The 22,556-nt window shown below is 55.6% G+C and carries 20 protein-coding genes and 1 pseudogene; 14 read left to right on the top strand and 7 right to left on the bottom strand.

Features of this window, described 5'->3' with window-relative positions; genetic code table 11:
- Positions 1 to 5: 5 nt before the first annotated feature.
- Both hemB and FE784_RS09370 read left to right on the top strand, forming a co-directional pair.
- A complete protein-coding gene (gene hemB / locus FE784_RS09375; protein ID WP_139601936.1) occupies positions 6 to 1,001 on the top strand; it encodes a porphobilinogen synthase in 996 nt (331 codons plus the stop codon).
- A 254-nt stretch (positions 1,002 to 1,255) separates the two neighbouring features.
- Entirely contained in the window at positions 1,256 to 1,804 is a 549-nt protein-coding gene (locus FE784_RS09370) for a general stress protein (protein WP_139601935.1), read from the top strand.
- A 113-nt stretch (positions 1,805 to 1,917) separates the two neighbouring features.
- On the opposite strand, the gene FE784_RS40760 is transcribed toward FE784_RS09370, so the two are convergent.
- Positions 1,918 to 2,073, bottom strand: a complete 156-nt coding sequence (locus FE784_RS40760) for a hypothetical protein (RefSeq protein WP_176706083.1) — start codon at positions 2,071 to 2,073, stop codon at positions 1,918 to 1,920.
- A gap of 235 nt (positions 2,074 to 2,308) precedes the next feature.
- On the opposite strand from FE784_RS40760, the gene hemE reads away from it, so the two are divergent.
- From hemE to hemG, 3 genes are read left to right on the top strand one after another with little or no spacing between them, the layout of a single operon-like run.
- Positions 2,309 to 3,376: a uroporphyrinogen decarboxylase gene (gene hemE / locus FE784_RS09365; protein WP_139601934.1), complete on the top strand. Its 1,068-nt coding sequence runs from the start codon at positions 2,309 to 2,311 to the stop codon at positions 3,374 to 3,376.
- 3 nt (positions 3,377 to 3,379) lie between these two features.
- Positions 3,380 to 4,315, top strand: a complete 936-nt coding sequence (gene hemH, locus FE784_RS09360; protein WP_139601933.1) for a ferrochelatase — start codon at positions 3,380 to 3,382, stop codon at positions 4,313 to 4,315.
- A gap of 51 nt (positions 4,316 to 4,366) precedes the next feature.
- Positions 4,367 to 5,812: a protoporphyrinogen oxidase gene (hemG, locus tag FE784_RS09355; RefSeq protein ID WP_139601932.1), complete on the top strand. Its 1,446-nt coding sequence runs from the start codon at positions 4,367 to 4,369 to the stop codon at positions 5,810 to 5,812.
- A 29-nt stretch (positions 5,813 to 5,841) separates the two neighbouring features.
- Here hemG and FE784_RS09350 read toward each other — a convergent pair whose 3' ends face one another.
- Entirely contained in the window at positions 5,842 to 6,510 is a 669-nt protein-coding gene (locus tag FE784_RS09350; RefSeq protein ID WP_139601931.1) for a Crp/Fnr family transcriptional regulator, read from the bottom strand.
- Positions 6,511 to 6,646: 136 nt separating this feature from the next.
- Between FE784_RS09350 and hemL the strand changes: the two genes are divergently transcribed.
- A complete protein-coding gene (hemL, locus tag FE784_RS09345) occupies positions 6,647 to 7,951 on the top strand; it encodes a glutamate-1-semialdehyde 2,1-aminomutase (RefSeq protein WP_139601930.1) in 1,305 nt (434 codons plus the stop codon).
- Between the two features lie 59 nt (positions 7,952 to 8,010).
- Here the strand turns inward: hemL and FE784_RS40755 are convergent, their stop codons facing one another.
- On the bottom strand, positions 8,011 to 8,154 hold the full coding sequence (locus tag FE784_RS40755) for a hypothetical protein (RefSeq protein WP_176706082.1): 144 nt from the start codon (positions 8,152 to 8,154) through the stop codon (positions 8,011 to 8,013).
- Between the two features lie 113 nt (positions 8,155 to 8,267).
- On the opposite strand from FE784_RS40755, the gene FE784_RS09340 reads away from it, so the two are divergent.
- The 3 genes and pseudogenes from FE784_RS09340 (at position 8,268) to FE784_RS09330 (ending at position 9,909) form a co-directional block, all read left to right on the top strand.
- Positions 8,268 to 8,561, top strand: a complete 294-nt coding sequence (locus tag FE784_RS09340) for a DUF2277 domain-containing protein (protein ID WP_139601929.1) — start codon at positions 8,268 to 8,270, stop codon at positions 8,559 to 8,561.
- A 150-nt stretch (positions 8,562 to 8,711) separates the two neighbouring features.
- Complete coding sequence (locus FE784_RS09335; RefSeq protein ID WP_139601928.1) at positions 8,712 to 9,263, top strand: RBBP9/YdeN family alpha/beta hydrolase; 552 nt, start codon at positions 8,712 to 8,714, stop codon at positions 9,261 to 9,263.
- Between the two features lie 131 nt (positions 9,264 to 9,394).
- Positions 9,395 to 9,909, top strand: a pseudogene (locus tag FE784_RS09330) (N-acetyltransferase family protein).
- A gap of 195 nt (positions 9,910 to 10,104) precedes the next feature.
- Here FE784_RS09330 and FE784_RS09325 read toward each other — a convergent pair.
- Complete coding sequence (locus FE784_RS09325) at positions 10,105 to 10,317, bottom strand: DUF378 domain-containing protein (protein ID WP_139601927.1); 213 nt, start codon at positions 10,315 to 10,317, stop codon at positions 10,105 to 10,107.
- A gap of 232 nt (positions 10,318 to 10,549) precedes the next feature.
- Positions 10,550 to 12,478 (bottom strand): phosphodiester glycosidase family protein, encoded by a 1,929-nt coding sequence (locus FE784_RS09320; protein ID WP_246131966.1) that lies wholly within the window; start codon positions 12,476 to 12,478, stop codon positions 10,550 to 10,552.
- Positions 12,479 to 12,599: 121 nt separating this feature from the next.
- Between FE784_RS09320 and FE784_RS40750 the strand changes: the two genes are divergently transcribed.
- Positions 12,600 to 12,740, top strand: coding sequence for a hypothetical protein (locus FE784_RS40750; RefSeq protein WP_176706081.1), 141 nt, complete (start codon positions 12,600 to 12,602; stop codon positions 12,738 to 12,740).
- Between the two features lie 150 nt (positions 12,741 to 12,890).
- Entirely contained in the window at positions 12,891 to 14,129 is a 1,239-nt protein-coding gene (locus FE784_RS09315; RefSeq protein ID WP_139601926.1) for a LysM peptidoglycan-binding domain-containing protein, read from the top strand.
- Positions 14,130 to 14,528: 399 nt separating this feature from the next.
- Here FE784_RS09315 and FE784_RS40745 read toward each other — a convergent pair whose 3' ends face one another.
- On the bottom strand, positions 14,529 to 14,693 hold the full coding sequence (locus FE784_RS40745; RefSeq protein WP_176706080.1) for a hypothetical protein: 165 nt from the start codon (positions 14,691 to 14,693) through the stop codon (positions 14,529 to 14,531).
- Positions 14,694 to 15,525: 832 nt separating this feature from the next.
- Between FE784_RS40745 and FE784_RS09310 the strand changes: the two genes are divergently transcribed.
- The 3 genes from FE784_RS09310 to murC all read left to right on the top strand — a co-directional run bounded on the left by FE784_RS09310 (position 15,526) and on the right by murC (position 21,093).
- Positions 15,526 to 18,201 carry a valine--tRNA ligase gene (locus FE784_RS09310; protein ID WP_139601925.1) on the top strand — a complete coding sequence of 892 codons (2,676 nt, stop codon included), beginning with the start codon at positions 15,526 to 15,528 and terminating at the stop codon, positions 18,199 to 18,201.
- 130 nt (positions 18,202 to 18,331) lie between these two features.
- The gene (locus FE784_RS09305) at positions 18,332 to 19,705 is read left to right on the top strand and encodes a bifunctional folylpolyglutamate synthase/dihydrofolate synthase (RefSeq protein ID WP_139601924.1); all 1,374 of its coding nucleotides are present in this window, start codon (positions 18,332 to 18,334) and stop codon (positions 19,703 to 19,705) included.
- An 8-nt stretch (positions 19,706 to 19,713) separates the two neighbouring features.
- Positions 19,714 to 21,093, top strand: coding sequence for a UDP-N-acetylmuramate--L-alanine ligase (gene murC, locus FE784_RS09300; RefSeq protein WP_139601923.1), 1,380 nt, complete (start codon positions 19,714 to 19,716; stop codon positions 21,091 to 21,093).
- Between the two features lie 465 nt (positions 21,094 to 21,558).
- On the opposite strand, the gene FE784_RS09295 is transcribed toward murC, so the two are convergent.
- The gene (locus FE784_RS09295) at positions 21,559 to 22,494 is read right to left on the bottom strand and encodes an ABC transporter substrate-binding protein (RefSeq protein ID WP_139601922.1); all 936 of its coding nucleotides are present in this window, start codon (positions 22,492 to 22,494) and stop codon (positions 21,559 to 21,561) included.
- Positions 22,495 to 22,556 lie beyond the last annotated feature (62 nt).

Genomic DNA, 22,556 nt, shown 5'->3' with positions numbered 1-22,556 from the left:
TAGCGATGGCTTTTCCTACAATTCGCAACAGGAGACTGCGCACATCGGCCGCGCTGCGCAATATCGTGCGGGAAACGCGGCTTACGGCGCACGATTTCATATATCCGATTTTCGTGACGGAAGAAACCGGCGTCAAAGCGGAAATCGGCTCGATGCCGGGAGTGTACCATTGGTCGCTCGACCTGCTCGAGCAAGAAATCAATGAAATCGCCGCGCTAGGCATTCAGGCGGTGTTGCTGTTCGGCGTACCCGATCATAAAGACGAAGTCGGGTCGGAGGCATACGGCAACAACTCGATCGTGCAGCGCGCCACGCGCAAAATCAAGGAATGGCAGCCGGAGCTGCTCGTCGTAGCGGATACATGCCTGTGCCAATTTACGAGCCATGGCCATTGCGGAGTTATACATCACGACGAACGGACAGGGCGGACGGACGTAGACAACGATACCTCGCTTGCCCTGCTTGTAAAAACGGCCGTCTCGCAGGCGGAAGCCGGAGCCGATATCATCGCTCCATCCAACATGATGGACGGCTTCGTGCAGGCGATACGGAGCGGACTGGACGAAGCGGGCTTCGAGCACGTGCCGATCATGTCCTATTCGGTAAAATACGCCTCCGCCTTCTACGGGCCGTTCCGGGACGCCGCCCACTCCACGCCGCAATTCGGCGACCGCAAGACGTACCAGATGGACCCGGCCAACGTACGCGAGGCGCTGCGCGAAGCGGAGAGCGACGTCGTCGAAGGAGCCGATATGCTGATGGTCAAGCCGGCTCTCGCTTACCTGGACGTTCTGAGGCTGCTGAAGGAGCAGTTCGATCTGCCTGTCGTGGCCTATAACGTGAGCGCGGAGTATTCGATGGTGAAAGCTGCGGCCATGCAAGGTTGGCTGGACGAGAGAGCGATCGTGCTGGAGACGCTTCTCGGCATGAAACGCGCGGGTGCGGACATCATCATTACGTATTTTGCCAAAGACGCGGCTCGCTGGCTGCAGGACAATTAATACCGCTATTAACGATCCGAAATCGGTCCCGAGTAGACCGGTTTCGGATTTTATTTTTGAGCCGGAACGTCCTGGCTTTGTTCTCATGACAGGCTTGCAAAAGTTTCAACTTCATGAAAAGGGGTACATAAAAGGAGAAGCGGTAAAGCCACAAAGCGACCACACACGGCGCTATGGACAAGCCGGCGACTACCGGATCGCGGGAGACTGTCACCCCCCCGGCAATCCCATTCCAATTGAAGGAGGCAATACTTATGGATAACGAAAAGAAGCTCGTAGGCGTGTTTACGGACGAACAGGAAGCGATAAGGGCGATTGAAGGCTTAAAGCGTCAAGGATACAGATCCGACGAAATTTCCGTCATCACCAAAAATCGCGACGATGCGAGGGTCGTAGAGGAAGAAACCGGAAGTATGGCTCCGGAAGGAGTGGCTACCGGTGCGGCGGCAGGCGGGATGCTGGGAGGCGCCGCGGGCTTGCTGGCCGGGATCGGGGCATTGACCATTCCCGGGATCGGGCCGATATTGGCCGCGGGGCCGATCGTGGCGACATTGACGGGAGCGGCGGTTGGCGCCGGAGCGGGATCCCTCGTAGGAGGCTTGATCGGACTCGGCTTCTCCGAGACGGATGCGCGGCAATATAACGAGTACTTGGACGAAGGCCGCATTCTGGTGCTCGTGCCTTCGCGCAATGAGCATGATCATGACGTATACGATACGTTCCGCAGCAATAACACGCTTAACGCATCCACCTACGAAATCGATGCCGGAGCGACACCGGGCGGAAGCAGAAGCCGATATTGAACGAAATTTGAAACTCAGTTGGATATGTGAAAAGGGCTCGCCGGCGCATTCCGGTTGAGCCCTTTTTATGACGATTCCGTTATCAACATACGGTCCCTCCGAAGTTTCTATGCTTACCGGCCTGAAGTCGCGAACCAGCCCAAGACGCCGACTAGAAAGACGACGCTGAAAAACAAATAGCTGAACGTGCGCAACGGCTTAGGCAGCGAGCTTTGCCTGTTTTCGGCGGTATCCTCAACTGTGTTCCGTTCCTCATCGTTAGGGTGCAACCGGGTTCCTCCTTTCTGAGTAAGCGTTTTCATTCCCCCTTGTTATAATAAACGCAGCAGCAGGCGAAAAGTTTCAAAAAATAATCGGGCTATTCGACAAAACTTTCTTTTTGTCATAGTTTTGTCGGATTATAGGCGAGTCCCGAGTTGTTACCGCACCGGAAATCGGGCATAATGAAAATTGGAAACGGGAGAGTGCTCCCAAAAGCGCGGGTAAGAAAGAGGAGAGTCGGATATGGCTTACAACGATACGTTCATCCGGGCATGCCGCAAGCAGCCCGTAGATCGGCTTCCCGTCTGGTATATGCGCCAGGCCGGCCGATACGATCCCGAATACCGCAAGATCAAGGAAAAGTATTCCCTGCTCGAAATATGCCAGCAGCCCGATTTGGCCGCAGAGGTAACGTTGATGCCGGTCCGCAAGCTGGGCGTCGACGCCGCCATTTTGTATTCCGATATTATGAATCCGGTCGCATCGCTCGGCATCAAGTTCGATATCGTCGCCAATGTAGGTCCGGTCATAGACAATCCGATCCGGTCGGCGGAGGATGTCCGCAAGCTGCGTCCGATCGATGTCGACGGCGATTTGTCGCATATTATAGAAACGATCCGCATACTCGACCGCGACCTGGAAGTGCCGCTGATCACGTTCGCCGGCGCTCCGTTTACGATCGCGAGCTACTTGATCGAAGGCAGACCGTCCAAAAGCTACATCCGGACAAAGGAAATGATGTACGCCGAGCCGGAAGTATGGTTCTCGCTGATGGACAAGCTTGGCGATATGGTCATCGCCTATTTGCGCGCCCACATCGCTGCCGGCGCCAAAGCGGTCCAACTGTTCGACAGCTGGGTCGGTTCGCTGTCCCCGGCGGACTTCCGGACGTACGTGCTGCCTACGATTACCCGCATATTCGCCGGATTGTCGGATTTGCCGCAGCCGAAAATTTATTTCCCGGGCGTCAGCTCCGGGGAGCTTCTGCCTCATCTGCACCATATCGAAGCCGATGTCATCGGTCTTGATTGGAGAGTGTCGATCGCCGAAGGACGGAAACGGCTGGACAACCGGTTTGCCGTACAAGGCAACCTTGATCCTTATATTTTGACGGCACCGGCGGAACTGATCGAGCGGCAGGCGCAGGCGTTGATCGACGAAGGCTTGCAAAGCCCGGGCTACATTTTTAATTTGGGCCACGGCCTATTCCCGGAAGCGTCCCTCGACAAGCTGAAGGAGCTGACCGGGTTTATACACGAATATTCGGAGAGCGCCATTAAACGGCTCCGGGTCGCGGAAGGAGCGAACTAAACGATGTCGAAACGGAAAATAGGCGTTCTCGTCATGTCATACGGCACGCCGGAAAGCATGGAGCAGATCGAAGCTTATTACACGCATATCCGGCGCGGTTCCCCTCCTTCCCCAGAGCAGTTGAAGGCACTGACCGATCGATACGGGAAAATCGTCGGCGGGTTTTTCCCGCTGCGCGAAAATACGAACCGGCAGGTGGAAGAGCTGGAGCGGACGTTGAATCGGGAGCATCCGGAGCTCGAATTCAAATGCTATCAAGGCTTGAAGCATGCATCTCCGTTCATAGAGGACGGCGTGAAGCAAATGGCCGCGGACGGAATAAAGGAAGCGGTCGGTGTCGTATTGGCGCCGCACTATTCCGTCATGAGCGTGGGCGGATATATCAAACGCGCCGAGGAAACGGCCGAGCCGCTCGGCTTGAGCATTCGTTTCGTCAAGAGCTACCATCTGCATCCGTTGCTGATCCAAGCGTTGTCGGAACGGGTTACGGCGGCGCTGCAGCGATTCGAGGGCGTGTCCCCCGATAAGGTGAGAGTCATCTTCTCCGCGCACAGCTTGCCGGAGAAAATATTGGAAATGCGCGATCCTTATCCGGAGCAATTGCTTGCTTCGTCCAAGGCGGTCGCCGAGCAAACCGGCGTGACGAGCTGGCAGTTCGCCTGGCAAAGCGCGGGGCAGACGGCTATGCCGTGGCTCGGGCCGGATATTCTGGACGTGCTGGAGACGATTCACCGCGAAGAGCATGTGGAGAACGTGCTTCTGTGCCCGATCGGATTCGTATCCGACCATCTGGAAGTGCTGTACGACGTGGACATCGAGTGCCAGGCATTGGCCGCACGGTTGGGGATGCACCTCGAGCGTACGGCTTCGCTCAATACCGATCCGTTGTATATGAAAACCTTAAGCGATGTCGTGGCGGATCAACTCGGGCAAGCTTGAGCGGGCGTACAGCCGGCGCATTGAAAGCAAGCGGGGGAGGACAATACCGTCATGGAAAATAAGGAAAACGGCCGCAAGCATGTCGTCGTCGTAGGCGGGGGCATCAGCGGACTGAGCGCCGCCTTTTATTTGAAATCGGCGCTGGCGGGCCGGCACGTCGAGGCCGATATATCGATCGTGGAGAAGAGCGATATGTTCGGCGGCAAAATCCGTACGCTGCATCGCGACGGTTTCGTCATCGAGCAAGGACCGGATTCGTTTCTGGCGCGCAAGCTGCCGATGATCGAGCTTACCCGGGACCTAGGTCTGGAGCGGGAATTGACCGGCTTGAATCCGAAGGCGAACAAAACGTATATCGTGCATAAAGGCAAGCTTCACCGAATGCCGCGCGGGCTGTCGCTCGGCGTTCCCACGGAGATCAAGCCCTTTATGACGACGAATCTCATCTCGCCGTTCGGCAAAGCCAGAGCCGCCATGGATTATGTGCTTCCGCGGCGGAAAGAAACCGGCGACGAGTCGGTCGGCGATTTTTTCGAAAGAAGGCTGGGGAAAGAAGTGCTCGCGAATATCGCCGAGCCGATACTGGCGGGCATCTATGCGGGAGATACGTACAAGCTGAGCCTGGAAGCGACCTTCCCGCAGTTTCATCAAGTCGAGCAAACATACGGCAGCCTGATCAAAGGCATGACGGCCGGCAAGCTCAACCCGCCGCCGCCTTCGAAGCTGTCCGAAATCGTCCCGCACAAGGACCGCTCCAGCGTGTTCCTGACTTATCGGAAAGGCCTTGTGACCGTTCTGGAGGGGCTGAGAGGCGCGCTTCAGGATACGACCGACATCAAGGCCGAAGTCAAGGGACTGGAGCGGGACAACGGCAGCTATAAGCTGATGCTGGACGAGGGCGATACGCTGGAAGCGGATGCGGTCATATTGGCGCTGCCGGCTTATGCCATGGCCCCTCTGCTGAAAACCGTACCGGATACGGGATGGCTCGGGGAGATGGACTATGTTTCGGTGGCGAACGTAGTGCTTGCCTTCGACAAGGACAGCTTGAACCATCCGCTCGACGGCTCCGGCTTCGTGATCCCGCGGACGGAAGGCCGGTTTATTACGGCATGTACGTGGACATCGTCGAAATGGCTGCATACCGCACCGGAAGGGAAGGCGCTTATCCGCTGCTACGTAGGCCGTTCCGGCGACCAGGACTGGAAGAGCTTGTCCGACGACGAGATCGTCAGCCGGGTCAGGCACGATTTGCTCGAGCTGATGGGAATACGGGAAGAGCCATTGTTCGTGGAAGTGACGCGCCTGAACCGGTCGATGCCGCAATATCAGGTCGGACATATGGAACGGATCCGACGGTTGAGAGAGCGTCTTGTCGCCGATTTGCCAGGCACCTTCGTGACGGGGGCGGCGTTCGAAGGAGTAGGCATTCCGGATTGCGTGAGGCAAGCAAAAGACGCAGCCGAAGCGGCCGCGTCCTATTTGGCAGGAGTATGATCGTGGTTGGACGTGGTTGGAGGCGGTGTTCAATTACCGCCTCTCAGACGGTCCAAATGAAGCGTAAACTCGTTCATGGCGACGCTGATCACTCCGCGGTCCTCGAGATCGCGCATCACTTGCATGAGCACCGTCTTCTGGACGCCGGCCATGCGGGATATTTCGTCGAAGTTCAGAGCCAGCTTCACATGGATCGTCGTTCCTTTGCGCGTTCCGTTTTTGTTCGCGAGCAGGATCAGATTTTTGACAACTCGGGAACGGGCGTCCAAAAAGGTCAGATCGTGCACGTGCTGGTTCGTATCGCGCAACCGTTGGGCCAGCTCCTGCATGATGCATAGCGTAATCTCGAAGTTCCACTTCAACAGCTCCAGAAAGTTGCCCGCGCCGAGGACGATCATCGTGGAATCTTCGAGCGTCTGCGCGCTGGCGGAGCGGGGCTTGCCATCGATCAGCGATAATTCGCCGAAGCTGTCTCCGGATTTGAAAACGGATAAAATTTTTTCTTCGCCGGCCTGGCTGGACATGAACAGCTTGATGGAGCCGGAATAGACGATGTAGAACGCGGAACCGGGCTCCTTCTCGCGGAACAGCACCGTTCCGGCTTTGAACGGTTTTTTCGTGCAAATCTCCGCGATATAGCTTAATTGCTTTTCGTTCAATTTGTAAAACAACGGGACTTGCTGCAGGAAGTCGATCATAACGGATAAAACCTCGCTTCACCCTTTTGCCATCACCCACACATTTTACCATACGGCAGGAACAGAGGAAATGGCATTTGCCCGGCGGTTACTAAGATTGAACGGAAATTTTCCGAAAAATGAGGAGAGTGAAAAGATGTCGGGACAACAGCAAGCGCGGAAAGACGGGAAGTCGGCGGCGGCGTTCGAGGAAGCGAAGCGGTACATACCCGGGGGGGTCAACAGCCCGGTGCGCGCTTTCAAATCGGTCGGTTTGACGCCGGCTTTCATCGAGCGGGGCGAAGGCTCGCGGGTTTACGATATCGACGGCAACTCGTTTATCGACTATGTCGGTTCCTGGGGGCCCCTCATTATGGGCCATGCGCATCCGGAAGTCGTTGAAGCGATCAAGCGGACCGCGGAGAAGGGGACGAGCTTCGGAGCTCCGACGCTCCTAGAGACGGAGATGGCCAAGCTTGTTTGCGATCGGGTGCCTTCGATCGAAATCGTCAGAATGGTAAATTCCGGCACGGAAGCGACGATGAGCGCACTCCGTTTGGCGCGCGGGTTTACGGGGCGCCACAAAATATTGAAATTCGAAGGCTGCTATCACGGCCATGCCGATTCGCTGCTTATTAAGGCGGGCTCCGGCGTGGCGACGCTTGGACTGCCGGACAGTCCGGGCGTACCCGAAGGCGTGGCGATGAATACGATAACGGTTCCGTATAACGATTTGGATTCGGTCAAAGTGGCGTTCGAGAAATTCGGCGAGGAAATCGCCGCCGTCATCGTGGAGCCGGTGGCGGGCAATATGGGCGTCGTACCGCCACTGCCGGGATTTTTGCAAGGGCTGCGCGACGTGACTCGGCAATACGGAAGCTTGCTCATTTTCGATGAGGTCATGACCGGATTCCGCGTCGGCTTCCATTGCGCTCAAGGCGAATTCGGCATAACCCCCGACCTGACGTGTCTCGGCAAAGTGATCGGTGGCGGTCTTCCCGTAGGGGCGTACGGCGGACGCCGCGATATTATGGAGCGGATGGCTCCCAGCGGCCCCATCTATCAGGCCGGGACATTGTCCGGCAACCCGCTCGCGATGGCGGCCGGTTATACGACCTTGAAGCTGCTTGCCCAACCCGGCGTTTACGAAGAGCTGGAACGCAAATCGGCACGACTGGAGGAAGGCTTTTCGAGCAATGCTCGTGAGCTTGGAATTCCGTCAACGATCAATCGGATAGGCTCGATGGTATGTCCGTTTTTTACGGAGACGAAGGTCATCGATTATGAGACGGCCAAAACTTCCGATCTCGCGCGGTTCGGCAAATACTTCGGCAATCTGCTCGACTTGGGCGTAAGCGTAGCGCCATCCCAGTTCGAAGGGATGTTCGTATCCTCGGTCCATACGGACGAGGACATCGAAACGACGATCGGAGCGCATTACGAGGCGTTGAAACGGCTGTAACCGATACAACGAACAAGACCACCCCGGTTCATAAAGGTGGTCTTTTTTTCATGAAGAAATTATTGGACTTGACCGTCTTCTTGCTCCCCGGAATCGACTTCCCGCGAATCGGACTGCAAATATTGATCCTCGTCGCTTCCCCAGACGCAGTCGTAGTTCGTCAAATCGGGTCTGTTCTTTTGCTGATCGTTGTTCTCGTCCATTCGGGCCACATCCTTTTTCGGCTATATACGTTTGGAGCTCTGCTTCCTACTGGCTGGCAGGGAGGGGGCGAGTGTAGTAAGATGGAGAAAAACCGAATTCAAAGGAGAACGCCATGTGCCGAAACATCAAAACGTTGTTCAACTTCGACCCGCCCGCTACCGAAGATGAAATTCAGGCAGCCTCGCTCCAATTCGTGAGAAAGCTCTCCGGCTTCAACACGCCTTCCAAGGCGAACGAGGCTGCGTTTCATCAGGCTATCGAGGAGGTGGCCGCGGTTGCCCGCAATTTGCTCGATTCGCTTGTCACGAATGCCGAGCCGCGCAATCGCGAGATCGAGATCGAACGCGCTCGAGTCCGATCCGCGAGAAGGTTCGGAACCGAAGCCAACACGACGTCAGCCGATTAAAAAGCCCTATTCCGAGCGGGCTTTTTTCTTTTTGACACAGAGATCGTCCCGACGGCCAGCAATCGGTAAGAAATCGCACCGACTTTTGCATGCTAGAATGAGGAGAGTTTGAACGAGGCAATATCAGTCCAGTCTATCGGGGGGATGGAAATGAAGCGGCAAATCTTATTTATACACAGTGCAGGGGCTCAAGGCCCTCATCAAGGAAGCTCCGATTTGGTCACAAGCCTGCAACAATCGTTAGGAGCGCAATATGACGTGCTCTATCCGAAAATGCCGAACCCGGAAAGGCCATCGTATGAACCGTGGAAAGAAAAGCTGGAACAGGAGCTGGCCGAGCTGGAGGGGGAGCTCATCTTGATCGGACATTCCTTGGGCGGATCAGTTTTGCTGAAGCATATTTCCGAGAATGGATACGGTCAATCCGTGGCGGGATTGTTTCTTGCAGCTGCGCCTTATTGGGGCAACGACGAGGAATGGAGCGTGGAGCAATTTCGATTGCTTGAAGACTTTCCATCCAGACTGGGCCGGATTCCCCGAATTCATATTTACCATAGCCGTGACGATGAAATTGTGCCGTTCGAGCATGCACGCCTTTACGCGGAGAAGCTTCCATGGGCCATTTTGCGCTCATTGGATAATCGAGGGCATGCTTTCGGCAGCGGTATTCCAGAACTGGTCGACGATATTCGAAGCTTGTAGGACTCGGCCATTCGGATTCCGGACCGGCACAAGGTTGTGTTGGCATAACGCTTCTGGGGAATTTACGTGTAGTGGGACAGCACATCGTAGTAAAATTAGGCGACAAAAACGAAAATCCGGGGTGAGTCGGTATGAACGGGGAAGTTAGAATCGAAACGGTTCTTGCGATCGAAGAACGTCTGAACGAGCTTGCGGAGCTACTGATCGAGGTTGTCGAAGATGGCGCATCGGTCGGTTTTTTGCCGCCCTTGCAGCGTTCCGAGGCTATTCGGTATTGGCAACAGGCGGTTGGTCCCGATGCGTCCTATTCGTCGCTCTGCTCGGCAATCGGATAGTAGGAACGGTACAATTGCACCTATGTACAAAGCAGAACGGCAGTCATAGAGCCGAAATCGCAAAATTGATGACAAGCCCGGATTATCGGAGGTTGGGAATCGGTCGCGCACTCATGCAGTCAGCTGAAGAAAGAGCGAGGCGGGAGGAGAGGTCGCTATTGGTTCTCGACACGAGAGAGGGGGATCCGTCCAATCGTCTCTATGCATCGTTGGGGTATATAGAGGCAGGACGGATTCCGATGTATGCGAAGTCGGCAAATGGCACACTGCACGCAACTTTATATTATTATAAAAGCTTGCGGATCCCCTAAAAGTGAAACTGTCTTCGAGGTTTATCCGTAGGCAGAGGGACCGAACGGCATCACTGAAGCAAACTAAATGAAGTTCACAAATAAGCAAATTTGGTTCGTTAATTGCTGAGCGGAATACTCCGCCAAAAAAGCCTCCGCATGCGGCGGAGGCCTATCGGTGGTGTACGGGCGAAGCGACGATGCGGCTTGAACCGCTTAACGCGCAGCCGCATCGTGTCGAACATCGTTGAAGAAGCGGAACGAATACAGCGCGCAGAGGCCTACAACGATATACACTGTACGAGTCAGCCATGAATGACTGCCTCCAAACAGCGAAGCCACGAGGTCGTAATCGAACAATCCGACGAGAAGCCAATTCAATCCGCCGACAATCAGAAGCGCAAGCGCAACAACGTTTAATGTTTTCATCCGTCGATCGATCTCCTTTATTTGCCTAGTAATAGGGTCTTACTTTCATATTTTGTCCAATTGCGGGTATTTATGCATGAAATGCTCTGGGTGACGATTTTTTTCTTCGACATGGGGACATAGATTGCCGAATCCTCCATAAACGAAAAAAGCGGCAGTCTGGAACTTGTCAGTTCCGGACTGCCGCTATTGTATTTGCATAAAGGATTTCAAATCCGTCTTATGTAAACGGTTATTGAGCAGGTGCATTCGTACCGGTCGTAGCAGGAGGCGTAGCGGCAGTTCCGGACGATCCAACTGTTCCCGAAGATACAGCCGAGCCCTGGTTCACCGTTGTAGCGGAAGATGCCGCTGTTCCGGAAGAAGCCGAAGTTCCGGAAGAAGTAGAAGTACCGGAAGTCGATGTGCCGGAGCTGGCAGGCGTGCCGGAATTGCTTGTATTGCCCGCCGCTCCCGAACCGGACGTTCCTGCAGGGCTCGGTGCGCCTGTCGTTGTGCCGCCGCCGCTGCCAGTCCCCGCTGCCGGTGGCGGAGTGGCAGGCGCAGTCGGTTGCCCGCTCCCGCCCCCGCTTGCAGCGCCAGAACTGCCGTTTGTACCGGTATTGCCTGCCGGCGTCGTGTTGTTTGTGCTGCCGGTATTTGCCCCGGTTTCAGGCTTTGTCGCAGGCGGAGTAGTCCCATTCGTTGCAGCTCCGCCGCCGGGAGCGGTTGCTCCCGAGGACGCCCCCCCCGCAGCCGGTGTTCCCGACCCGGCCGGAGGCGTTGCAGTGCCGCCGGAAGGTTCGGCAGGCGGGGTGGCATTCGTGCTTCCAGCCGTACCCGTATTGGAGCTGCCCGTATTGGCCGAACCGGAAGTTCCTGTAGAAGCTCCGTTCCCGGCTCCGCCGGCCGGTTTATCGCTTGTTCCGGTAGTGCCGCCCGTCTTCGGAGGTGTCGTTGTAGTTTTAGCAGGCGAATCGTTGTTGCTCTGCGTCTTGGCAGGCTCCTGCGTTTTCTCCGGCTCTACTTTTGGCGTCTGCGCGGGCGGTTTATTTTTCAGTTCCGCCTGCTCCTTCAAGAAGTCGGGATGGTCATATCTGCCGCCCGGATCGATCTTGTTCAACCCGTCCCATATGCGGTCCGCCTTGTACGAGTCCGGATCGTCGTAGACCAGAATGCCGGAAGGCAATCTGCGTTCGCCATACCGGCTTGACGGCTTCGTCAGAAGCTCTCCTTTCACGACGAGCTCGGAGGAAGCGCCGCCGTCCAGCAGACCGGCGTTGACCGCGCCTTCCTTCAACAGCAAATCCTGAACTTCCTTTAACGTGGCGCCGACGCTGCTCGTCTGGCGGCCGTCGATGATGACGAAAATAAGAGTGCCGTCCTCTTTTTGGCCGATCGCGGTACGGGGAGCGCGTCCCCAGCCGCCGTCGCCGGTCGTAATTTGCGGATTGCCGTTGGCGATCAGGCGCGGAGCCAAAAACGATACCGCATCCTTTACGCCCATTTGCTGCAGCTCTTGCAGGCTGTATTTGCCTACGACGAGCGTTCCTTCCTTGGTGAAGCCGATAATATGCTGAGCGTGGTACGGCTCGGCATCCGTATAAATCGCCTCGAATCCGGACAAAATGAGTCCGATCGGGGCAAACCCGTTGCCCAGCCCATCGGGATCGATAAAGCCGCCGCCGTTAATGCCCGCTACGGCGTCTGTCCGGGTTACCATGGAGCTGATTCGTTCGCCTTCGCCGACCTTGCTCGGCACGACGACGCGAATCGAGGTAGGGTCGTACACGTAAATCATTTTGCCTTTCCAAAACTGGCCGGAAATGTCTTTGGGCTCGCTGATCAGCTCCTCCACGGATCTCGCCTGGCGGACGGGATCGTGTTTGATCATGGCGAAATCCTGCTTTTCCATGGCGGACGTCTCCGTGAATTGATGCGACATCTTGACCATATAATCGCGTTTCTCCGGGCCGACGACGATCCAAGCCCAGTCCCGATGCTGTGTCGAAATGACGGTTTGCGCCAAAAATTCGCGAATCGACAATCCGGGAGGGGTCAAATATAAAAAGCTGGACGTCCCGAATATGAGCAGTGCGAACGTCAGCAATGTTTTTTTGAACCAACTCCATCCTCCTAGCTGTCTTTTGGTCTGAACCAATAGCTGGATGGCTGTACTCACCGCAGTCCTCTCCCTTTTCTATGCATGTGCCCATCACCCACCATCATACCATAATCCCGTTTGGTTTTGGATCGGCTCTTTGATAAAATAATAGGAAAAATCGGAGAAATCAGGTGAAGTCGTGAAGCAGTACTATGTGTTCGATTTTCCGCTCGAAATGTACGGCATCGGACTCGTGTTCGCCGTCCTGCTGCTGCTGATCGTATATAGCGCATACCGCAGGACGAAAGTGGCCGGACAAGCGGCCGGGAAGAGGAAATAGGCTTTTCGAACAAGCTTGAATCTAATAAATACGGTGCGGATTGCTATTTTTCAAAAAAACGTGTCATGCTCTCTTTCCTTCGTCCATATAAATTTATAGAACGGTCTTGACAAACTACCAAGGCAGGACGTTACGGAAGGAGGAATTACCGTGAGCGAACAGCAGCCCGGTCTGCGCTTCGATATTTACGAACGCGTTCATTTGCCGGAAGAGGTGTCCGCCATTTACGAGTTGGACGAGGTCGAGCTCACCCCGCAAATCCGGGTCGCCGTCGAAGGGGATCAAGCGATCGTGAAAGGATGCCTGTTGTTGGTCGGAACCTATTCGGGACAAGCGGACGGCGATTCGCGCGAGACGAAATCGCTCGAGCATACGATTCCGGTAGAAATTACGCTGCCGATCAATCGGATTCGCAGTGTGGACGACATTTCGGTCGATATTGAAAACTTCGACATCGATTTGCTATCTCCGCGCAGTCTAAACGTAACCGGCGTGCTAACCTTGAACGGCATCGAGATGTTGTCGGGCAATTCGGCGGCATGGCAGGATGAGGAAGAGGTTTTGTTCGTGCATGAGCCGGCCAGGGCAGACGAGTCGTCTATTCCGGTCTGGGTAACGGAGGCGACGGACAGAACCGAGCAGTTGGCCAGCGCGGAGCCTCAGCCTGAAATCGAGTCTCAGGAGGAAGCGGAACCGTCGAAGGAGGCCGAGCTCAAGGAACAAAACGAGCCTCAGGAAGAAGCCGAGCCGCAAGGGAAAACCGGGTGGCACGGAATCGGAGGACAGCCGGATAGAACCGAAGCCCAGCCGACCGCGACCGTTGCGGCAAGCTACAAAACCGAGAAAAAACGCGACGAGCTGCCGGAGGGCAATTTCGAGGATTACGAGGCATTGGCTCAATACGATAACGATTCGGCGGAAGCGAACAAAACGACCGGTGCGACGGAATCGGCCGAAGCGCTTGAAGCTTCCGTCCCGGAAGACCCGGATAAGGGCGAGATGAAGATCGCCTTCGGCAGCAAAAAGCCGGATGGCGGCCAGCCGTTCGATCTGAAATCGTATTTGAGCAAGAGCGACGAATACCGCAATCCGTCCCCGCCCGCTCATGCTTCGCAAAGCACCGGCCGGCAGGGCAGGGGATTCCGAAGCGAACCCGTTCCGGAGCCCGTTGCCGAGACTGGCGCCAATGATGTGCTGGAATGGAAAAACTTGTTCTTGTCCGCGAACGAAGAGCAGCAGTTCCGGAAAGTGAGGCTGTGCATCGTACATAAGGACGATACCGTCGAGTCCATCGCGAAGAAGTATGACCGTAAGCCCCAGGAAATCCGCCTGTACAACAGCTTGAGCGATCAAGAGGTAACGGAAGGCCAAGTTATTTACATCCCTTGAACCCCGTGAACATCATAAAGACGCGTCCCGATAAGCCCAGGCTTCCGGTGACGCGTCTTTTGAACGTTATACGATTTGTAAACTCTCGGACCGAGCAACGAAAAGCCGTTCCTCTGGTGGAGCGCCTCGATGAGGGGGAGCGATCGGGATCAGGAACGACGAGTTCCTCTATTCGACGGCGAGGGGAACAAATCGTTCTTTTATGAAGCCGAGAGTGAGCAGGCCCAAACGGAATGAAAAGTTCCGCTAATGGCCGAAAAAAGGCTGTAGAACGGGTTGCTGAGTGGAATACAGGAACGAATTGTTCCGTTACGGCCCTTTTTCGACGCGATGAAGAGCAATAGCGGAACTTTTCGTTCCGTTTCCTGCAAGGATGCGAACTCCTGGAACTGCGCAGTGTCAATATACTTCTAACAAAAATCCGAGGTAGATCAAGAATAGCCCGAACAAAATAAAGACGTCCAGCCCTGTCGGAAGCAGCAGTGTCCGCACGAACTGTATGCATATGAGCGGGAATATGACTCCTTTGACGGTATACCGGATTTTCCACCACCATTTGTCCATGAACGTTTCACCCCGTTTTTTAAAATCGATCCGGCCTATCGCCAGCCCGGTTGTCGGAAACAGTGTATGAAGAATTTCCCCATAAGGCTCCTTACTTCAAGTGTATGAACCCCCGTCCTTTGGATATGCTGATGCTATACGGAAAAACGCGTACGAACGGAGGCGTGCCGATTGTCACCGACGGTTCGCTCGGTTTATCAGGCACTATGGATAACGGCGTTGATCGCGGTAAGCGTCTTTGTCGTGAAACAAATGATCAGGCGGGATTGAATACGGAGCTATCGCCACGAAACCGAGCGTGAATGCCGGTGCGTTCGAATGTTTAAACGGAAGGCTCATTGACTGCATCGTCCAAAATGTTTAATATAGTGTATAAATCCCTATAAAGTGGAGCGAAGCTTTATTGCTTATTCCAAATACTTTACGGGGAGCCCCAAAATCGTATCCCAAAAAGTGAAGTCGGATATGGGGAACGATCCATACTCAAAGACTTTGAAAGGGAGTAGTAGGCAGCCAACCCTTCAGAGAGCGGACCGCTAGTCGCTGTGAGGTTCCGCAGGATGTAACTGTCGAAGTCGCCCCCGAGTCGCCGGAACTGTCGGTCGCTCCGTAACGCCGCCACACGCGGATACGGGACATCCGCATGTCAGCCGGCCGGCCGCAGCCGTTATTTGCTCGAGTGTCGCGCTTTGGCCCTGTGGACCGGCGCGGAATGAAGGTGGTACCACGGAAGCAATGCCTTTCGTCCTTTGCGGCGAAAGGCTTTTTTTGTTTTCTTTCTACGGGCCGCGCTACGACGAGGCGGCGGAATCAAACCGGGAGGTAATTGCTCATGACGGAAATTCAGGACACCACAAAACAGCCGTCGGTATCCATGCCGACGACGTACGACCCGAAATCGGCGGAAGCCAAATGGTACGCTTACTGGCTGGAAAATAACGTATTCGCGGCAGGCAAACGTCCGGATGCCATTCCTTACACGATCGTCATCCCGCCCCCGAACGTGACGGGGATGCTTCATATCGGCCATGCGCTCGATTGCACGCTGCAGGACATTATGACGCGCATGAAGCGGATGCAGGGGTTCGACGCTTTATGGCTGCCGGGTACGGACCACGCGGGCATTTCCACGCAGACGAAGGTGGAGCAGAAGCTGCGCGGCGAAGGCGTCTCGCGCCACGATCTGGGAAGGGAAGCGTTTCTGGAAAAAGTGTGGGAGTGGAAAGAGCTGTACGCGGGCACGATCCACGAGCAATGGGCGAAAGTCGGCTTCTCGCTAGATTACTCCCGGGAACGGTTCACCCTCGATGAAGGGCTGTCCCGGGCGGTGCGCGAAGTATTCGTCAAGCTGTACGAGAAAGGGCTCATCTACCGCGGCAACCGGATTATTAACTGGGATCCGGCGGCGCGGACGGCGTTATCCGATATCGAGGTCGAGCATAAGGAAGTGCAGGGCGGCCTGTACCATCTGCAATACCCGCTCAAGGACGGAAGCGGACATATTACCGTAGCTACTACGCGTCCGGAAACGATGCTGGGAGATACGGCGGTGGCCGTACATCCCGAAGACGAGCGTTATCGCGATCTGATCGGCAAAATGCTCGTGCTTCCCGTAATCGGCCGGGAAATCCCCGTAGTTGCCGACGAGTATGTGGACAAGGAATTCGGCAGCGGGGCAGTGAAAATTACGCCGGCGCACGACCCGAACGACTTCGAGGTCGGCGAACGTCACCGATTGCCGCAAATTCTCGTCATGGACGAATCCGGGGTCATGAACGCGAACGCCGGTCCTTACCAAGGAATGGATCGATTCGAATGCCGCAAAAAGCTTGTACAGGATTTGAAGGAGCAGGGAGTCCTGCTGCAAATCGAGGAGCATGTCCATCAAGTAGGCCACAGCGAGCGCACCGGAGCGGTAGTAGAGCCCTTCCTGTCCACGCAATGGTTCGTCCGCATGGAGCCGCTGGCGAAAGCGGCGATCGATAAGCAGAAATCGGGCGAGGGCGTCAACTTCGTGCCGGACCGTTTCGAGAAAACGTATTTGCAATGGATGGAAAACGTCCGCGACTGGTGCATTTCCCGCCAGCTATGGTGGGGACATCGCATTCCGGCCTGGTATTGCGACGATTGCGAAAGCATTACGGTGTCGCGGGAGGACGCCACGCAATGCTCGCATTGCGGAAGCGCGCACTTGAAGCGGGAAGAGGACGTGCTCGACACGTGGTTCAGCTCGGCGCTATGGCCGTTCTCCACGCTCGGTTGGCCGGACGATACTTCCGATATGAAAAAATATTTCCCGACAAGCCTGCTTGTCACGGGCTACGATATTATTCCTTTCTGGGTATCGCGGATGATCTTCAGCTCTCTCGAGTTCACCGGGGAGAATCCGTTCCGGGACGTGCTCATTCACGGTCTCGTCCGCGACTCGGAAGGCCGGAAAATGTCCAAATCGCTCGGCAACGGGGTCGATCCGCTCGAGGTCATCGAGAAATACGGCGCCGACGCGATGCGGTATATGCTGTCCACGAGCAGCACCCCGGGGCAGGATTTGCGTTTCCGCTGGGAGCGGGTGGAGCAGGCGCGGAATTTCGCGAACAAAATATGGAACGCTTCGCGCTTCGCGCTCATGAACCTGGAAGGCTTTACGGCCGCCGATATCGATTTGGGCGGAGAGCTGGGCACGGCCGACCGCTGGATTTTGCACCGGTTGAACGAGACGTCCGCGGAAGTGACCCGGTTGATGGACCAGTACGAGTTCGGCGAAACGGGTCGGCTGCTGTACAACTTTATCTGGGACGATCTGTGCGACTGGTATATCGAAATCGCGAAGCTGTCGCTGTACGGCGAGAACGCCTCCGCCAAGAAAACGACGCAGTCCGTGCTTGCCTACGTGCTGGACAGGACGCAGCGGCTGATCCATCCGTTCATGCCGTTCATCAGCGAAGAAATTTGGCAGCATTTGCCGCATGAGGGCGATACGATCGTATTGGCGGAATGGCCAGCCTATGACGCCAAATGGGAAGCGCCCGAAGCAGTCGCCGAAATGAATCTGCTTATGGACATCATCCGCTCGGTGCGCAACATCCGGGCCGAGGTGAATGTCCCGATGAGCAAAAAAATCGAGCTGCTCGTCCGCGCCTCGGGCGACGATACGCTGTCGATATTGAAGCGCAACGAAGAATACGTCCGCCGGTTCTGCAACACGTCCAGCCTGGAGATCGGCACCGGGCTCGCGCATCCGGAGAAGGCGATGACCGCAGTCGTCACCGGCGCCGAACTGTTCCTGCCGCTGGCGGGGCTGATCGACATTTCGCAGGAATTGGCACGGCTGGAGAAAGAAGTGCAGACATTGAATGCCGAAGTAGAGCGCGTGGAGAAGAAGCTCGCGAACGAAGGGTTCGTAGCGAAAGCGCCGGCCAAAGTCATCGAGGAAGAAAAGGCGAAAATGCGCGACTATGCCGAGAAGCGGGACAAAGTGCTCGCCCGGCTGGCCGAATTAAAAGGATAATCACCGTGCGAAAAGACGGCTATATCGGAACGGTCTGCGGAGTCGATCGACTTTGCAGGCCGTTTTCCGGAAATAGACCGATGACCAACAATTTCACGGACCAATTTCATATAGTAAAGGGATGAGACGTATGAATGGAGCGACCGAATCGGCACCATCGGCTTTCCGGACGGCGGATGAAGCGGTGAATTGGATCACGGGCCGGATGAAATTCGGCATTCGTCCCGGCATGAAGCGAATGGAGCTGTTCATGGAGAAGCTCGGCTACCCCCACAGGCGGCTGAAATTCATTCATGTCGCAGGGACGAACGGCAAAGGATCGACGTGCGCTTTCTTGACGAAAACGCTGACGGCATGCGGCTATGACGTGGGCACGTTCACCTCGCCGTTTATCGAGCGCTATCAGAACCGGATCCAATACAATGGCCAAGATATCGACGACGAATCGCTCGTCCGGCTCGTCAACGAATTGAAGCCGATCTTCGACGAAATCGCCGAGACCGAATGGGGAGCGCCGACGATGTTCGAAGTATCGACCGTGCTGGCGCTGCTGTATTTCGCCAAAGTCACGTATCCCGATTTCGTCGTCTGGGAAACCGGACTCGGCGGGCGGCTCGATTCGACGAACGTCGTCACTCCGATCGTCTCGGTCATTACGAACGTCGGCCACGATCATATGGAAATATTGGGCGACAGCTTGACCGCCGTAGCCGAGGAAAAAGCGGGGATTATCAAGCCCGGGGTACCGGTCGTAAGCGCGGTAGAGCAGCCCGAGACGATAGAGGCGATCCGCAAAGCGGCAGCCGACCGCAAAAGCACGCTCTACTTGATGCAAGATCAATTCAACTATGAGCCGGTACGTTCCGAGCTGGATGAGCAAACGCTTCATTTTACCGGCCCTTTCCGGCGTATCGAGCAGATCGACATTACCCTTAACGGGGCGCATCAGCTCAAAAACGCAGCCGTCGCCTTGATGACGCTGGAAGTGCTGCGCCAATATTATGCCGTCGTCATGGACGAAGAGCCTTTCCGGAAAGGGATGCGGTCGGCGCAATGGCCCGGCAGGCTCGAGATGGTAAGCAGGACGCCGCGCATGCTGCTGGACGGCGCTCATAACCCGGAAGGGGCGGAAACGCTGGCCGAGGCGCTTCGTTCGATTTACCGGTACGATAAGCTTCATCTGATGATCGCCATGATGCCTACGAAACAGCACGAGGGCGTATTGCGGCACCTGCTGCCGCTGGCCGATTCGCTTATCGTGACCGAGCCCGACTTTTTCAAAAAGGCGGATGCCGACTCGTTGGCCGAAATGGCCCGAAATACGCTCGGAGAGCTGAACAAGACGATCGACGTTACCGTGGAACCGAACTGGAAGACGGCTCTTGGCCTGTTGACGGAACGGACCGGGACGGACGATCTCGCGGTTGTAACCGGAACGCTCTACTTGATATCCGACGTGCGATCCTGGATGCTGTACCGCAAAGATTCTGACAAAGGCTGGTGATCGTGGGCGTGAATACGACGGAGCAGGTGCATTTTATCGGTATCGGCGGATACGGAATGAGCGCAATCGCCAAGGTGATGCTCGAGATGGGCTACACGGTGACGGGATCGGATTTGGCGAGCCAGGAGCTGACCGACAAGCTGGCGGCTGGTGGTGCGAAAGTATTCATCGGGCATGAGGCGAGCCATGTAAGGGGAGCTGACGTCGTCGTTTATTCCACGGCGCTGTCCAAGGATAACGTGGAGATCGCCGAGGCCGAGCGTTTGAACATTCCGATTCTCCACCGTTCCCAGATGCTCGCCAAGCTGATGGAGGCGCGCAAAGGGATCGCCGTTGCCGGCGCTCACGGAAAGACGACGACGACGTCGATGATATCGCTCGTCATGGAGGAATGCGGGCTCGATCCGACCTATATCATCGGCGGGGAAATCATGAACGTCGGCAGCAACGCCAAAGCCGGCAGCGGCGATTACGTTGTCGCCGAGGCGGACGAAAGCGACGGATCGTTTCTCCGGTATAGGCCGCACTATGCGATCGTGACCAATATCGAAGCCGACCATCTGGAAAATTACGACGGGGACTTCGGCAAGCTGAAGCAGGCCTACTCGCAATTTTTGAGCCAGGTAACGGGCGGCGGGCAGGCGATCGTCTGTATCGACGATCCGGACGTCAGGGAAGTTCTCGCCTCCGTTTCCGTCGATTCGATCTCTTACGGATTGGAATGGTCGGCCGATTATACGGCGTCGAACGTTCGTCTGGGAGACCGGCGGGTCTCGTTCGAGGTAGAGCACGAGGGGCAAACGCTCGGAACGCTGGAGCTGTCCGTACCGGGCCGGCACAACGTATACAACGCGCTTGCCGCCTTTATCGTCTGCCGCGAAGCGGGCCTGCCGTTCGCCGACTTTGCCGCGGCGATCAAGCTGTTTCGCGGAGCGAAGCGCCGCTTTCAAGTGCTGGGCGAAACCGAAGGCATTCTCGTTATCGACGATTACGCGCACCATCCGACGGAAATTCAGGCCACGATCAGCGCAGCCAAGGCGACGGGCAAACGGATTATCGCCGTTTTTCAGCCGCAGAGGTATACGCGCACTTATTTTTTGTTCGAGCAGTTCAGCAAAGCGTTCGGCGAAGCGGACGAGGTTATCATTGCCGATATATATTCCCCTGCGGGCGAGCGGCAAATCGAAGGAATCAGCTCGGAGAAATTGGTGGAGCTGATCGGGCGCAACAGCAACGAGAACGTCCGATACATTTCGTCCGTAGCCGAAATAACCGATTATTTGCTGCATGTCATCGCCGGCGGCGATCTCGTGCTGACGATGGGGGCGGGCGATATTTGGAAGGTTTCCCACGCTTTGGCGAAAGCTTTGGCGGAGCGGAAAAGCTGAGCGGGCGACGCTGCATGACAAAAAGCCGACGACTGAAACAGTCGTGCGGCTTTTTTTTGCGAAAGCATCATTCGCGTAGGAAAGTGCATGTACCGCATGATCGGTACAGGCTGGGTACCTCCGCGGACGTTTGCGGGACGGGAATCCATCCAATAGCGGAACTGGCGTACGCTATTGCCCCAGGTCTCCCTGTTGTTTGAAAAATAAAGGAAATCCGTTCCGGTATTCCGCAGTTCACTCCCCATCTTCACCCCGACAGCTCGAGATAACGGAGGAGGTTCCGTTATATTCAAGCGTGTAACGGAATATGGGACAATAGCGGAATCCAGTTCCTCTATTTACGGCAGCAAGTTGCACCGCCTCGTCAAGAGCCACCGATTTGGATGCGGAACATACTGCCGCAGTTTTTTAAAATCGAAATGTCGCGAGCTTTTTTAAAATCGAAATGCCGCGAGCTTTTGCCGACTATTTGCCGGCCTTCATCAGCTTCTCCACGTAGTCCAGGCCTTTGGATTGGCCCATGGCCAACGGACCGAGAATTTCCGTATCGACGACAAACATTTTTTTGTTTTTAACCGCGTTCAGCCCTTGCCATACCGGATTCGTTTCCAGATCTTTCAGTGTGATCTCGCTGGAATTCGTATAATCCTTGCCGATAAAAATGTACTCGGGATTCAGCTCCGCGATTCCTTCCAGAGTGATCTCTCCCGTATTTTTCATGCCGTCAAACGGCTTGAAGCCCAGCTTGTCGTAATATAGCGCCATGCGGGAGCCGCTCCAATACGTAAAGCCTTTTTTCCATGGCATGATGAACAAAGCCGTCTTTCCTTTTTGGCCCGACTGCTCCATAAGCGCGGCAATTTCGCTCCCCTTTTTATTGAAGCCGTCGATATATTGCTTCGCTTTCGCCTCTTCCCCGACGACGGCCGCTACCTGGACAATCGTCTCCTGCCAATTGAGGGTAGTATTGATTGTGACCGTTTTGGCGATTTTGGACAATTGCTCCGCGATTTTCTCGTCGAACTGCGAAGCGATGATGAGATCCGGATTCAGTGCGATGATTTTTTCCAGATTCGCCTCATCCCCCAGGTCGACTATAGCTCCGTCCCGGAGAAACGGGTCGTATACGGAAAATTGCTTCAAGGAGCTCAAGCCGACGACCCCTTTGACCGCCCCCGCTTGTCCGATTGCGAATAAATGCTCGGCGTAGGGGAAATAGGTGACGGCGATTTTTGGGGCTCCGGACTTTGCCGGCTGCGGCGAGGCTGGCGGTGCCGGAGATGCCGGAGATGCCGTTCCGGCGTTATTGTTGGTCATTCCGCCTCCGCAGCCTGCCAGTAAAACAAAGCATAAAACAATCAGTGCGGCAATGGGCGGCCAGCCGTGTCTACTTCTAAACATGTGTTACCCTCCGTGATAATGATATTCATTTTCAATAAATTATATCAAGGAGCGAGCGGCTG

The organism is Paenibacillus hemerocallicola (assembly GCF_006265175.1).
In the GTDB taxonomy this organism is placed as follows: Bacteria; Bacillota; Bacilli; order Paenibacillales; family NBRC-103111; genus Paenibacillus_AB; species Paenibacillus_AB hemerocallicola.
Note: the sequence above shows the minus strand (reverse complement) of the source record. Positions and strands in the feature narration are given on the sequence as shown.

Bases quoted from the DNA above. Each gene is read 5' to 3' on its own strand.
- hemB (WP_139601936.1), top strand. From the start codon at position 6: ATGGCTTTTCCTACAATTCGCAACAGGAGACTGCGCACATCGGCCGCG.
- FE784_RS09370 (WP_139601935.1), top strand. From the start codon at position 1,256: ATGGATAACGAAAAGAAGCTCGTAGGCGTGTTTACGGACGAACAGGAA.
- hemE (WP_139601934.1), top strand. From the start codon at position 2,309: ATGGCTTACAACGATACGTTCATCCGGGCATGCCGCAAGCAGCCCGTA.
- hemH (WP_139601933.1), top strand. From the start codon at position 3,380: ATGTCGAAACGGAAAATAGGCGTTCTCGTCATGTCATACGGCACGCCG.
- hemG (WP_139601932.1), top strand. From the start codon at position 4,367: ATGGAAAATAAGGAAAACGGCCGCAAGCATGTCGTCGTCGTAGGCGGG.
- FE784_RS09350 (WP_139601931.1), bottom strand. From the start codon at position 6,510: ATGATCGACTTCCTGCAGCAAGTCCCGTTGTTTTACAAATTGAACGAA.
- hemL (WP_139601930.1), top strand. From the start codon at position 6,647: ATGTCGGGACAACAGCAAGCGCGGAAAGACGGGAAGTCGGCGGCGGCG.
- FE784_RS40755 (WP_176706082.1), bottom strand. From the start codon at position 8,154: ATGGACGAGAACAACGATCAGCAAAAGAACAGACCCGATTTGACGAAC.
- FE784_RS09340 (WP_139601929.1), top strand. From the start codon at position 8,268: ATGTGCCGAAACATCAAAACGTTGTTCAACTTCGACCCGCCCGCTACC.
- FE784_RS09335 (WP_139601928.1), top strand. From the start codon at position 8,712: ATGAAGCGGCAAATCTTATTTATACACAGTGCAGGGGCTCAAGGCCCT.
- FE784_RS09325 (WP_139601927.1), bottom strand. From the start codon at position 10,317: ATGAAAACATTAAACGTTGTTGCGCTTGCGCTTCTGATTGTCGGCGGA.
- FE784_RS40745 (WP_176706080.1), bottom strand. From the start codon at position 14,693: ATGGACAAATGGTGGTGGAAAATCCGGTATACCGTCAAAGGAGTCATA.
- FE784_RS09310 (WP_139601925.1), top strand. From the start codon at position 15,526: ATGACGGAAATTCAGGACACCACAAAACAGCCGTCGGTATCCATGCCG.
- FE784_RS09305 (WP_139601924.1), top strand. From the start codon at position 18,332: ATGAATGGAGCGACCGAATCGGCACCATCGGCTTTCCGGACGGCGGAT.
- FE784_RS09295 (WP_139601922.1), bottom strand. From the start codon at position 22,494: ATGTTTAGAAGTAGACACGGCTGGCCGCCCATTGCCGCACTGATTGTT.